The sequence below is a fragment of the Marinobacter sp. genome, assembly GCF_048269445.1.
GTDB lineage: Bacteria > Pseudomonadota > Gammaproteobacteria > Pseudomonadales > Oleiphilaceae > Marinobacter.
In genome coordinates, this window is record NZ_JBLXIQ010000004.1 from 485,653 (window position 1) to 498,017 (window position 12,365).

At 57.4% G+C, this 12,365-nt stretch carries 11 protein-coding genes; 3 read left to right on the forward strand and 8 right to left on the reverse strand.

Annotated features, from left to right (window positions below; all coding sequences use genetic code 11):
* Positions 1-58: 58 nt before the first annotated feature.
* From ACN0XM_RS11265 to ACN0XM_RS11275, 3 genes are read right to left on the reverse strand one after another with little or no spacing between them, the layout of a single operon-like run.
* Positions 59-1,267, reverse strand: coding sequence for an ABC transporter permease (locus ACN0XM_RS11265; RefSeq protein WP_417567021.1), 1,209 nt, complete (start codon positions 1,265-1,267; stop codon positions 59-61).
* Positions 1,264-2,007, reverse strand: a complete 744-nt coding sequence (locus ACN0XM_RS11270) for an ABC transporter ATP-binding protein (RefSeq protein WP_417567022.1) — start codon at positions 2,005-2,007, stop codon at positions 1,264-1,266. The genes ACN0XM_RS11265 and ACN0XM_RS11270 overlap by 4 nt, the downstream gene beginning before the upstream one ends.
* Positions 2,004-3,254, reverse strand: a complete 1,251-nt coding sequence (locus tag ACN0XM_RS11275) for an efflux RND transporter periplasmic adaptor subunit (RefSeq protein WP_417567023.1) — start codon at positions 3,252-3,254, stop codon at positions 2,004-2,006. The genes ACN0XM_RS11270 and ACN0XM_RS11275 overlap by 4 nt, the downstream gene beginning before the upstream one ends.
* A 152-nt stretch (positions 3,255-3,406) precedes the next feature.
* Here ACN0XM_RS11275 and ACN0XM_RS11280 point away from each other — a divergent pair, with 152 nt between their 5' ends.
* On the forward strand, positions 3,407-4,279 hold the full coding sequence (locus tag ACN0XM_RS11280; RefSeq protein ID WP_417567024.1) for an ion transporter: 873 nt from the start codon (positions 3,407-3,409) through the stop codon (positions 4,277-4,279).
* 33 nt (positions 4,280-4,312) lie between these two features.
* Here the strand turns inward: ACN0XM_RS11280 and ACN0XM_RS11285 are convergent, their stop codons facing one another.
* The 3 genes from ACN0XM_RS11285 to ACN0XM_RS11295 form a co-directional block, all read right to left on the reverse strand.
* Positions 4,313-4,705, reverse strand: a complete 393-nt coding sequence (locus ACN0XM_RS11285; protein WP_417567025.1) for an acyl-CoA thioesterase — start codon at positions 4,703-4,705, stop codon at positions 4,313-4,315.
* Positions 4,706-4,765: 60 nt separating this feature from the next.
* Positions 4,766-6,352: a PQQ-dependent sugar dehydrogenase gene (locus ACN0XM_RS11290; protein ID WP_417567026.1), complete on the reverse strand. Its 1,587-nt coding sequence runs from the start codon at positions 6,350-6,352 to the stop codon at positions 4,766-4,768.
* 114 nt (positions 6,353-6,466) lie between these two features.
* Positions 6,467-7,237, reverse strand: coding sequence for a ferredoxin--NADP reductase (locus ACN0XM_RS11295; protein WP_417567027.1), 771 nt, complete (start codon positions 7,235-7,237; stop codon positions 6,467-6,469).
* Positions 7,238-7,381: 144 nt separating this feature from the next.
* On the opposite strand from ACN0XM_RS11295, the gene ACN0XM_RS11300 reads away from it, so the two are divergent.
* Positions 7,382-8,266: a LysR substrate-binding domain-containing protein gene (locus ACN0XM_RS11300; protein ID WP_417567028.1), complete on the forward strand. Its 885-nt coding sequence runs from the start codon at positions 7,382-7,384 to the stop codon at positions 8,264-8,266.
* Positions 8,267-8,273: 7 nt separating this feature from the next.
* On the opposite strand, the gene ACN0XM_RS11305 is transcribed toward ACN0XM_RS11300, so the two are convergent.
* Positions 8,274-8,879 (reverse strand): tRNA-(ms[2]io[6]A)-hydroxylase, encoded by a 606-nt coding sequence (locus ACN0XM_RS11305; protein ID WP_417567092.1) that lies wholly within the window; start codon positions 8,877-8,879, stop codon positions 8,274-8,276.
* Positions 8,880-9,075: 196 nt separating this feature from the next.
* On the opposite strand from ACN0XM_RS11305, the gene ACN0XM_RS11310 reads away from it, so the two are divergent.
* Positions 9,076-11,670: a bifunctional aconitate hydratase 2/2-methylisocitrate dehydratase gene (locus tag ACN0XM_RS11310; protein WP_417567093.1), complete on the forward strand. Its 2,595-nt coding sequence runs from the start codon at positions 9,076-9,078 to the stop codon at positions 11,668-11,670.
* A 198-nt stretch (positions 11,671-11,868) separates the two neighbouring features.
* Here ACN0XM_RS11310 and ACN0XM_RS11315 read toward each other — a convergent pair whose 3' ends face one another.
* The gene (locus ACN0XM_RS11315) at positions 11,869-12,363 is read right to left on the reverse strand and encodes a universal stress protein (RefSeq protein ID WP_417567029.1); all 495 of its coding nucleotides are present in this window, start codon (positions 12,361-12,363) and stop codon (positions 11,869-11,871) included.
* Positions 12,364-12,365: the final 2 nt, after the last annotated feature.

Sequence of the window (12,365 nt, forward strand, 5' to 3'; positions counted from 1 at the left end):
CCGGGTTCAATTTCGAATTTGAACACTCTCGTTTCAGTTAGTTGCATCTCTGGGCGGGCTATTCATGCCGCAGCGCATCAATGGGGTTGAGCATGGCAGCTTTCCGCGCCGGGAAGTATCCGAAGATAACGCCAATCGCCACGGAAAAAGTAAACCCGACCGCCATAACCGCCGGCGAGACGACAAAGGGCATATCCAGCCGCCAGGTAACCAGCCAGGTTCCCCCTACGCCCAGAACGAGGCCTATGATGCCGCCGAGCGTCGAGAGCGCAATGGACTCTACTAGAAACTGGGTCAACACATCACGGGCCTGCGCACCGATGGCAAGGCGAATGCCGATCTCCCGCGTACGCTCTGTGACCGATACCAGCATGATATTCATGATGCCGATTCCGCCAACCAGCAGGCTGACCGCCGCAATCGCACCGAGCAGAACCGTCAGGGTGTTGGTGGTACTTTCCAGGGCCTGGGCGATGTCCTGGGTATCCCGGACATAGAAGTCATCGGCGGCGTCAGCAGAGGCACTGCGGCGCTGTCTCAGCAGGGATTCAATCCGTGTCTGGACCACGCCGGTCGAGCCATCCACCTGGGCAGACACGTAAATCGCATCAACATCGAGCTCGCCTACCAGCCGTCGCTGTACCGCCTTGACCGGCATCAAGATGGTTTTGTCCCGATCCTGACCCATGGTCTCACCCTTCTCTTCCAGCACGCCAATTACCCGGCAGGCCGTCCGCCCTACCCGAATATTTGACCCTAATGGTTCCTGACCCAGGAACATTTCCTCGATCAGTGTTTTGCCGATAATGCACACGGCAGCGCCGGAAGACAGCTCGCTGGGCTCAAACCCTCGACCGTAATCCAGGTAATGGTTGCGTACGGCAAAATACTCGTTGGTGGTGCCGATTATTGGGACCGTGTCATTAACATTACCTATGACAACAGTGGCGCGGGTATTAAGCGCGGGAGCCACAAGTACGCCGTCTACCTCGTTGCTGATGGCCTCTGCATCGGCCAATTCGAAGTTCTCCGCACTGGTTCGGACTCCACCGGGGCCCCGCTGGGCGGAGCCCGGCATAACAAACAGCAGGTTGGAACCGATGCTGGCGATCTGTTCAGTGACACTGCGGGTGGCTGACTGTCCCAAGTGTACCATAGCGACCACGCTCGCAACCCCGATAATGATGCCGAGGGTGGTCAGGAACGAACGCAGCTTGTTGCGGGCAATGGCCTGCACCGACATACCCAGGGTGTCCAGAGCCCTCACGGGATAACCTCCGCAGGCGCGCCATCCCTGACCAGCTTGCCATCGGTGAAAAACAGCACCCGGTCGGCATACCTGGCGATTTCAGGCTCATGGGTCACCATGAGGATGGTAATTCCACGTTGTTCACGGATGGAAACCAACTCCTTCATGATCTCTCCGGCCATCACAGTATCCAGGTTGCCCGTGGGCTCATCCGCCAACAGTACCGGCGGTTCGGTTACCAGAGCCCGGGCGATCGCCACCCGCTGCTGCTGGCCGCCGGAGAGCTGGGCAGAGGTCGCATTGACCCGCTCGGAAAGGCCAACGTTCGTCAGTGCCTGCATCGCCAACTGACGGCGCCGGGCCGGCCGCACCCCTTCATAGATCAGTGGCAGCTCGACATTGCCCAAGGCACTGACCCTGGGCAACAGGTTAAAACTCTGAAACACGAAACCCATGAAATGGCGACGTAACAGGGCCAGCTCGTCCTGGTCCAGGCGACCGACTTCCACGCCCCGGAACCAGTATTCACCAAAGGACGGTACATCGAGGCAACCGAGGATATTCATGCAGGTGGACTTCCCGGAACCCGAGGGCCCCATGATGGCGACGAACTCCCCGGCGCGGATAGTCAGGCTCACACCATCCAGGGCGCGAACTTCCGTAGGGCCACTACCGTAAATCTTGAAGATGTCGTGCATCTGCACTACAACAGGTGCCTGTCCCGCCTGAAGAACTCCTGATGAACTCTGATCATTCATGGCGCTGCCGTCTGTATTCCGGTGACCACTGTGTCTCCCTCGGCCAACTCATCACCGGTCAGTTCCGTAAACCGGCCATCAGATGCCCCCGTCCGCACCACCATCCGGGTGGGCTGCCCATCACGCATTACCCACACAGTGTTTGAAGGCCCGAGTCGATTACCGCCGGCCCGGGCGCCGGGGTGACTGAACAGCCCTCCGCCACCGGCATCGGCCTCAGGTGGTGTGAAACGGAATGCCATGTTGGGAACCCGGAGAACATCCTCACGCCGTCCGGTTTCGACGGTGGCGGTTGCTGTCATGCCCGGTCTGAGAAGCCCTTCGCTGTTATTGACGGACAGCACAGTGGTGTAGGTGACCACATTGTTCTCAACGGCAGGGTACAGATGAACCTTGAGCACTTTGGCGGAAAACTCCCTTCCGGACCAGGCATCGACAGTAAAGGTCGCGTTTTGCCCCGCCTCCACCAATCCGACATCCGCCTCATCCATAGAGACATGCAGTTCCATTTCTTTCAGGTCCTCCGCCAGCAGAAACAGGACCGGTGTCTGGAAGCTGGCCGCCACGGTATTGCCGGGCTCGATACTGCGCTGTAGAACAACACCGTCGATGGGCGAACTGATCACAGCTTTTTCAAGCCGGGTCCGAGCCTGGGACACAGATGCGTCAGCCTGCCGCACTGATGCCCGTGCATAAGCCAGCTTGGCTTCTGCGCGTTTGCGAGCTGCCATGGCAGCATCCAGTTCCGCCTGGGCGGAAGTGCCCCGCTCACGCAATGCATTGACCCGGCGCTCATCTACCCTGGATTCCTGAAGCGTGGCCTCAGCCTCCGCCACGGATGCCTGGGCCAGCGCAAGCTGCGCCTCGGCCTGTTCCAGGGCAACTTCCAGTTCATCGGTATCAAACAGAGCAAGCACCTGACCTTCGGTAACCTGGTCATTCTCATCGACCAGGACCCGGGTAATCAGGCCCGAAATCTCGGCACCCACCGAAACCTCGCTTTTGGGCTCAAGACTTCCGGTTGCGGTGGCCGTCAGCACCATGTTGCCCCGGTCCAGTCGGTGGGTCTGCCACAGCACTTCTTTGTCATCCGGCCACAGCCACCAGCCAGAGAGGGCTAAAAGTACCAAGAGCACAATCAGCCAGGCCAACCTGCTTGCCCTTCCCCGCTTACGCTCCGATCGGATAATACGATTGACCTCGACAGCCATTTCTTGCTGTCGGCTTGAGTCCTTTCCCTCTTGCATCAACCGATCCCCCAAACCGGAATAACACGCGTCACTGAGTTGAGTCCCTTCATGGTGCCTCCTTCGCAGAAAGTATGTTGACGGGGAAACCCACCGCTCTCTAGAGTTTAGAGGAGTTCAGACACCGTTTGGTGAAATGGAGACCTAAAAGAATGCCAAGCCTTGAACCCGCACAGCTGGGGCTGCGCACCCGGCTTTTCAAATTGCTTTTCGAATCCGAAAGCCGCGCGGCCAAGGCTTTTGATATTGGTTTGGTCCTACTGATTTTCATCAGTGTCGGGATTGTCATGCTCGACAGCATAGACAGCTACCACCAACGTTATGGGGACCTGTTTTTCTACACGGAATGGGGCATCACCATTCTCTTTACGATTGAGCTGGCTCTGAGAATCTACTGTTTGCAGAAGCCCTGGCTCTACCTGAAAAGCTTCTATGGCATCATCGACCTTCTGGCGATCTTGCCGTCATGGCTGACCCTGATCGTGCCCGGTTCCCACACCCTGATTATCGTCCGAATGCTCCGGGCATTGAGGCTGTTCCGGGTGCTTGACATGATGATTCTGGAGGGAGAGAAGAGGCTCCTGCTCGACGCCATGATACGGAGCCGGCATCAGATCCTTCTGTTCCTGTTTACCGTATTGATGGTTGTGACTATCTTTTCCTCCATTCTTTATCTGATCGAGCCCGCCGAAGCCGGGTTTACCAACATTCCGACCGCGATTTACTGGGGCATTGTCACGCTGACGACGGTCGGCTACGGAGACATAACACCGGTTACACCCCTGGGACAGTTTATATCGGTAGCGATAATGCTCACCGGCTATTCGATCATTGCACTGCCTGTGGGCGTCTTCTCCGCCGAAGTGATCCGGGCCTTGCGTGAAGAGCGCTATTCCCGTGAATCCTGCCCCGGATGCGGAAGGGATCGACATGAACGGGACGCTCGTTATTGCAAATTCTGCGGTACCTGGCTCGATGAAGATACGATTGATCCGCGCAAAAAGGCAGAAAGTCCCGCAACCTGAGGCTCCGGGCTTCCGTGCATCGGCTTGCATGCCTCAATCCATCAGATGCTCGGACAGTGCTGACCTGATCTCATCAGGAATAGGCAAGGCTTTTTCTGCGGCGTAATCAAAATGAATCAGGACGGCCACACCACGGGCAACCTGTTTGCCATTCTGCCAGGCCTCCTGAACCACGTGGCAGGAGCTGTTGCCGATTTTGCCAATCCCGGTGCGAATTTCCACCGGCATATGCCAGTAACTCTGTGCCTTCAGGTCAATCTCCAGCCGAGCGAGGATCAGCGGCCAGGTGTCAGTTTCCAGGGTGGGATGAAAAATCTGGAAAATCGGCGTTCTGGCCTGTTCAAACCAGACTGGCAAGGCGGTGTTGCTGATGTGCCCAAGGGCATCGGTATCGCTGAAACGTGGTTCCAGTTCAAGATGAAACATCGTGACTCCCCTATTTCCAAAACCACGTACTATACACTGATGGAGGAGCGGGGCCCGACTCTAAGACTGAGGCAAGATGCGCAACACCCGGCCCTCGGGGCTGTCTGTCAGCAGATACACCGCACCCTCCGGGCCGCTGACCACATCGCGAATTCGTTCGTTCAGTTCTTTGAACAAGGTTTCTGAATCCTTTGCCCGTAACCCATCCAGCTCAACCCTGTGCACGCTCCGGTCCGCAAGCGCCCCTACCAGAAGACTTCCTCGCCATGCCGGAAACAGATCGCCCCAATAGCGGGTCATTCCGGACGGTGCGATGGAAGGCGACCAGTAGAGCAGGGGCTGCTCCATGCCTTCGCGTTCGGTAAACGGACTAACCAGGGCGCCGGTATAATCAATCCCATGGGTAATTACCGGCCAGCCATAGTTATTTCCGGGCTTGATCAGGTTGATTTCATCGCCGCCCCGGGGGCCGTGCTCATGGGCAATCAGCCTGTCCTCAACCGGATCATAGAGAAGCCCCTGAACGTTGCGATGACCGTAACTGTAGATTTCCGGCAGCACTCCTTCGCGGCCGAAGAAGGGATTATCACCCGGGACGATTCCGTCAGGATTCAACCGGACAATCTTACCCAGATGACTGGACAGGTCCTGGGCCCGCTCGCGGAAATCAAACCCGTCACCCAGAGTAACCACCAGAGTGCTGTCCGGAAGCCAGGCCATCCGGCCACCGTAGTGCGCGTTTCCGTATTTGGCTGGGGTGGCCCGGAAAATCTCGGTGACACCCTCCAGCGCTTCTCCTTCGAGCCTGCCCTTCGCAACACACAGATGATTAGCGGAACGCGTACCACAAGCGTAGCTCAGGAAAATCATCCGGTTCTCTGAAAACTCCGGGGACAGCACCACCTCGAAAAGCCCTGCCTGACCGTCGTTGAACACAGCGGGCACTCCGGTTATCGGGGCTTCCAGCAAACGGCCTGCGTCAGAGATTCTCCTGAGCCGGCCGGGCCTTTCTGTGACCAGGGCGCCGCCCGCCGGCAGGAAAGCCAGGGACCAGGGGCGCTCGAGGCCGGAAGCGACCGTCTCGACGGAGTAGTTCATCTCCGACTGGGCTTTGGCGGAACCATAGGGCCATGCCACCCCGACTACCAGACAACACAGCGCCATCGACGTGGCCGAATGGCTACCCTCAGAACGAAGCCGGGATGCCGATAGTCGGGCAAACAGCCAACCGGCCAAAGCTGCGGTGCCGAGCATGGCAGCCAATCCAGCCTGGGAACGGGTTGCCGCGATCAACGTCGGCATGGGTGCAAGGGCGTCGGCAGCCGCCAGGGCGGCCCAAAGCCCGGCGGCCGCAGCCAGGGCGAACACCAGTCCGCGAACGTGCGGTCCGGTAACCCGCAATACTCCGGCGGCCACAGCCTGTGAGGGCAGGAACGCCGCCCCGAAAAGAATCGCGTAGACCGGGCCGAAATTGAGCAGGTCATGGGCGGTTGCAAACAGGCGAGTAGCCATATCGATCGGTATCCCCAACTCCTGAAGAGCAAGCATGTTCAGCTGGGTCTGGACTACCGATCCAAGGATCACTCCGGCCATCAGGGCGGCCAGAAAACCCAGTAAAATTCGCCCTATTCCCTGTCTGCCTTTCATTGGAAGTCTCTCCGAAAGCTTTCCCGTTTCTACGACTGATCCTGTTAGATACAAGCATAAAAAAACCGGAGCATCACGCTCCGGCTTCATTCAGGGACTGAGTAGTGGCGTTATTTACTGCTCCACAAACGCCCGTTCGATAACGTAATGCCCCATGTCGCCACCCCGAGCTTCCTTGAAGCCCATTTTGTTCAGGATGGCGCAGGTATCCTTGAGCATGCTTGGGCTGCCACAAATCATGAACCGGTCGTTTTCCGGATCGAAATCCGGCAGGCCCAGATCACGGGTAATCTTCCCGGTTTCCATGGCATCCGTCAGCCGGCCACGGTTGCGGAAATCCTCACGGGTGACAGTCGGATAATAGACCAGCTTGCCTTCGACCATCTCACCGAAAAACTCGTTCTCCGGAAGCTCCTCGATTTCCTTCTGGTAAGCAAGTTCTGACTGGTAGCGCACGCCGTGAGTCAGGATCACTTTGTCGAATGCCTCATAGACTTCCGGATCCTTGATGATACTCATGAACGGGGCGAGCCCGGTACCGGTGCTGATCAACCAAAGATTCTTGCCCGGCAGAAGATTATCCAGAATCAAGGTGCCGGTAGGCTTTCGGCTCACCAGAATTTCGTCTCCCACCTGGATCTTCTGAAGGCGGGAAGTCAGTGGGCCATCCTCAACCTTGATTGAGAAGAACTCCAGCTCTTCCTCATAATTGGCGCTGGCAATACTGTAGGCACGCATCAAGGGCTTACCTTCGGTTTCCAGACCAATCATGACGAAATGCCCGTTCTTGAAACGAAACCCTGGATCCCGGCTTGTGGTGAAGCTGAACAGGGTATCGTTCCAATGATGGACGCTGGTAACTTTCTCTTTAATCAGGTTGCTCATGTAAACCTCTTGCCTGTTCGTTCCGCGTGTTACGGCCGATTTTTCAATTTTGGATTGCCCTAAGTGTAACCCGGCACTAACCTATCGGGAAAATGGGATATTCTCATAACCTTATTCGAGCAGGTCGATTTAGAGCGAAATGTCATGAAATACAGTTTTCGACAACTGGAAGTCTTTCTGGCTGCGGCCCATTTCCAGAACATCACCCGCGCTGCCGAGTCCCTCGCCATGTCTCAGTCCGCAGCCAGCAGTGCGCTTAAGGAGCTGGAAAACCAGTTTGATATCCAGCTGTTTGACCGCGTTGGCAAACGCCTTCAACTGAACGAGCTCGGTCGACTCTACCGGCCAAAGGTTGAAGCCGTCCTCGCCCAGTCCAATGAGCTGGAGCAGGCGCTCAGCAAACACACGGAAGTCGGTGCCTTGAAAGTGGGCGCGACACTTACCATTGGAAACTATCTGGCCGTAGGTGTCATGGCCCAATACATGAATACCCCTACCCGTCCGCGAGTCGCCCTGGAGGTTGCCAACACGAGCACGATCGCCAGAAGGGTCAAGGATTTCGAGCTGGATATCGGGCTGATCGAGGGGGAACTTCAGTCGTCGGAACTGGACGTCATTCCATGGCGAGGCGATGAACTGGTCGTTTTCTGCTCACCCAGCCACCCTCTGGCCAGCAAACATTCGCTGACCGATAACGATCTTCGCGATGCCACCTGGATCATGCGAGAACAGGGCTCCGGCACACGGCAGAGTTTCGAAAGAGGGATGCACGGTCTATTACCGGACCTGAACGTACTTCTGGAACTGGAACATACAGAAGCCATCAAGCGCGCGGTTGAAGCAGACCTTGGCATTGGTTGCCTGTCCGACGTTGTTTTGGCCGACGCCTTCAAACGTGGAAGTCTGGTTCCTCTGGCTGTGCCGGAGCACCGCCGTTTTGACCGGCAGTTCTACTTCATCCTGCACAAGCAGAAATACCGCAGTGCTGGGATTGACGCCTGGATCGAACTTTGTCGGAAGCTTGAATGAAAACGGGTCAGCTCACCGGCCCGCTGTGAAACCGGAACTCGGTGTCCGGCTCTTCAATCAGCACCTTTTCCAGCGCCAAAAACTCAGCGACGCGTTCGTCCACTGGGCCGGAGGCCGCCTGCTCAGCAAGCTTGAGATAATCCTGAAAGTGCCGCGCCTCGGATTTCAGGAGGCTGGTGTAGAAGTCTTCCAGCTTCTCATCGAGAAATGGCGCCAGTGCCGCAAACCGTTCACAGGAGCGCGCTTCGATAATAGCGCCCACTATGAGAACATCCACAAGGCGGCCGGGATCTTCTGAGCGAACTTCCTGTCTTAGACCGGCAGCATAGCGAGCCGGTGTCAGGTGGCAATACTCCACGCCTCGTTTGTTCATAATCGCAAGTACCTGCTCAAAATGCCTTAGCTCCTCGCGGGCCAGCCGCGACATTTTGTTCAGCAACTCAGTGTTGTCCACATACCGGTACATCAGGCTGAGCGCGGTCGATGCGGCCTTTTTCTCACAATGGGCATGATCGATGAGCATCACGTCCTGGTTGGCCAGGGCGTTGTCGATCCATCCTCGTGGGGTCCGGCACGGCAGAAAGTCGTGAATATCTTGCAGGGCGTTATTCATGGCGTCATTACGGTGGTTGCTTTGCGGCCCGGGAGTATAACGCATCTAACAGATCGCTCCGACCTCTGTCCAACTTAACTTTATAAGGGGTTTCCTATAGAATGCTGCGCCAGTTTACGGCCTTTTCCGCCATAAAACTCCCGCCGGGCATTGACGCCCACGGCGCGGGACATTCCAACTGATGAGGGTCCATATCGTGTTAGAAGCCTACCGTGAACACGTTGCCGAACGTGAAGCCTTGGGTATTCCTCCCAAGCCACTGAACGCAGAGCAGACTGCCGCTCTGGTTGAGCTGCTGAAAACCCCGCCAGCGGGTGAGGAAGAAACCCTGGTTTACCTCCTGGAAAACCGCGTTCCGCCGGGTGTGGACGAAGCGGCTTATGTAAAAGCCGCTTTCCTGTCTGCCATTGTCAAAGGCGAAGCCGCTTCTCCGCTGATCGACAAAAAGAAGGCCGTTCAGCTGCTGGGCATGATGCAGGGTGGCTACAACATTGCCACTCTGGTTGACCTTCTGGACGACAGCGAACTGGCCGAGCTGGCCGGAAAAGAACTCAAGCACACGCTGCTGATGTTTGACGCGTTCAACGACGTTAAGGAAAAGATGGACGCCGGCAACGCCGTCGCCAAATCCGTGGTTGAGTCCTGGGCCAATGCCGAGTGGTTCACCAACCGGAAAAAGGTTCCCGAAAGCACCAAAATGGTGGTGTTCAAGGTTACCGGCGAAACCAACACCGACGACCTGTCTCCGGCTCCGGACGCCTGGTCCCGCCCGGATATCCCGCTGCACGCCCGCGCTGCCTATAAAATGGAACGCGACGGCCTGAAGCCGGAGGAGCCCGGCGTCACTGGACCCATGAGCCAGATCGATGAAATCAAAGCCAAGGGCCTGCCGGTTGCCTTCGTAGGTGACGTCGTCGGTACTGGTTCCTCGCGGAAGTCCGCCACCAACTCGGTGCTGTGGTTCTTCGGTGACGACATCCCGGGCGTGCCTAACAAGCGTGCCGGCGGTATCTGTATCGGTAACAAGGTTGCCCCGATCTTCTTTAACACCATGGAAGACGCCGGCGCCCTGGTATTCGAAGCGCCGGTCGACAACATGAACATGGGCGACGTCATTGAAGTCCGTCCTTACGACGGAAAGATCCTGAACGAAGCCGGCGAGACCATCTCCGAATTCGATTTCAAATCCGACGTGATTCTGGACGAAGTTCAGGCCGGCGGCCGTATCCCGCTGATCATCGGCCGCGGCCTGACCGCCAAGGCCCGTACCGCACTGGGTCTGGGTGCAACGGATATCTTCCGTCTGCCGAACGACCCGGAAGCAGGCACCAAGGGCTTCACGCTCGGCCAGAAGATGGTCGGCAAGGCCTGCGGCCTGGAAGAAGGCACAGGCGTTCGTCCTGGCACATACTGCGAGCCGCACATGACCACCGTCGGCTCCCAGGACACCACTGGTCCGATGACCCGTGATGAATTGAAAGACCTGGCGTGTCTGGGTTTCCAGGCGGATCTGGTAATGCAGTCTTTCTGCCACACAGCAGCCTATCCGAAGCCGGTTGATGTGGAAATGCAGCACACCATGCCGGACTTCATTCGCACCCGAGGCGGCGTTTCCCTGCGCCCGGGCGACGGCATCATCCATTCCTGGCTGAACCGCATGCTGCTGCCGGACACCGTGGGTACCGGCGGTGATTCCCACACCCGTTTCCCGATGGGCATTTCCTTCCCGGCCGGTTCCGGCCTGGTGGCGTTTGCCGCTGCTACCGGCGTTATGCCGCTGGATATGCCGGAATCGGTTCTGGTCCGTTTCAAGGGTGAAATGCAGCCGGGCATCACGCTGCGTGATCTGGTGCATGCCATTCCGCTGTATGGCATCAAGCAGGGCATGCTGACCGTTGAGAAGAAAGGCAAGATCAACGAATTCTCCGGCCGCATCCTGGAAATCGAAGGGCTTGAGCACCTGACCGTTGAGCAGGCATTCGAGCTTTCCGATGCTTCCGCCGAGCGCTCCGCAGCCGGTTGCACCATCAACCTGTCTGAAGAGTCCGTGGCTGAGTACCTGCGTTCCAACATCACGATGCTGCGCTGGATGATTGCCGAAGGTTACGGCGATCCGCGTACCCTGGAGCGTCGCGCCCAGCAAATGGAAGAGTGGATTGCGGATCCCAAGCTGATGCGTGCCGACAAGGACGCCGAGTACGCCCACGTGGTAGAAATCGATCTCGCCGAGATCAAAGAACCCATCGTGTGCTGCCCGAACGATCCGGACGACGCCCGCACCCTGTCCGAAGTGGCTGGCGACAAGGTCGACGAAGTTTTCATCGGTTCCTGCATGACCAACATTGGTCATTTCCGCGCCGCCGGTAAGCTGCTGGCACAGAACAAGGAGCCCCTGAAAACCCGTCTGTGGATGTCCCCTCCCACCAAGATGGACCAGGCCCAGCTGATGGAAGAAGGTTACTTCAACATCTACGGCACCGCCGGTGTTCGTACCGAAATGCCGGGCTGTTCTCTGTGCATGGGTAACCAGGCCCGCGTGGCAGCCAAGAGTACCGTGCTGTCCACCTCCACCCGTAACTTCCCGAACCGCCTGGGTGATGGTGCCAACGTGTACCTGACCTCTGCGGAACTGGCAGCGGTTGGTGCGGTCCTGGGCAAACTCCCCTCCGCCGCGGAGTACATGGAGTACGCCAAGGACCTGAACAGCATGTCGAAAGAGATCTACAAGTATCTCAACTTCGACCAGATGGAGAACTACACCAAGAAGGCCGCCGAAGCGAACGTTGCCTAAGCACTGACCTTTTCGGTTCAGCTCCACGAAAAACGCCAGCCTCCGGGCTGGCGTTTTTTGTCGACTAATACAGTACAAGTCTTATCAGAATTGCAGCCACGATAGGCAGGGCAACCCACTTCATCCACTTTGCGCTCTACTCGCCCATATTTACCCTTGCCGCAATAAAGGCTACCGAGACATTACTAACGGCCAGCATCAGCCCCCCACCAGCGGCACGATCAGCACCGGACGCTTGGAGTGAGTCAGCGTCTTGGTCGCGGTAGAGCCGATCAGAGCCTGCCCCAGCGCGCTGTGCTTGCGGGTACCCATAACGATCACATCGGCATTCATCTCGTCGCCGACTTCAAGGATTTTACGCCAGGGCGTGCCTTCCTCAATGCGCGCCTCAATGTTCTTCAGGCCTAACACTTCGTGCTCTTCCAGCTCTTCCTCGCAGAAGCACTCTATCCGCCCGCGGATCTTGGCGGTCAGCGCCTCAACGCCCTTGTGCAGCATCTCGTCGAGCTCTTCTTCTTCCATCATGTTACTCAGTACACTACGTGCGGTACCCGACAGGGACTCGATCACATAAAGGTAAGTGATCTGAGCGCCGGAGTAGTGACCACACAGGCTGACCGCTGCACGGAATGCCGGACGTGAACCTTGCTCAAGATCGGAGACATATAAAATCTTTTTAACATCATGGAACATTG

Coding starts and splice junctions, on each gene's coding strand:
- ACN0XM_RS11305 (WP_417567092.1), bottom strand. CDS start 8,879: ATGAATAACGCCCTGCAAGATATTCACGACTTTCTGCCGTGCCGGACC.
- ACN0XM_RS11290 (WP_417567026.1), bottom strand. CDS start 6,352: ATGAAAGGCAGACAGGGAATAGGGCGAATTTTACTGGGTTTTCTGGCC.
- ACN0XM_RS11285 (WP_417567025.1), bottom strand. CDS start 4,705: ATGTTTCATCTTGAACTGGAACCACGTTTCAGCGATACCGATGCCCTT.
- ACN0XM_RS11280 (WP_417567024.1), top strand. CDS start 3,407: ATGCCAAGCCTTGAACCCGCACAGCTGGGGCTGCGCACCCGGCTTTTC.
- ACN0XM_RS11295 (WP_417567027.1), bottom strand. CDS start 7,237: ATGAGCAACCTGATTAAAGAGAAAGTTACCAGCGTCCATCATTGGAAC.
- ACN0XM_RS11315 (WP_417567029.1), bottom strand. CDS start 12,363: ATGTTCCATGATGTTAAAAAGATTTTATATGTCTCCGATCTTGAGCAA.
- ACN0XM_RS11300 (WP_417567028.1), top strand. CDS start 7,382: ATGAAATACAGTTTTCGACAACTGGAAGTCTTTCTGGCTGCGGCCCAT.
- ACN0XM_RS11270 (WP_417567022.1), bottom strand. CDS start 2,007: ATGAATGATCAGAGTTCATCAGGAGTTCTTCAGGCGGGACAGGCACCT.
- ACN0XM_RS11275 (WP_417567023.1), bottom strand. CDS start 3,254: ATGCAAGAGGGAAAGGACTCAAGCCGACAGCAAGAAATGGCTGTCGAG.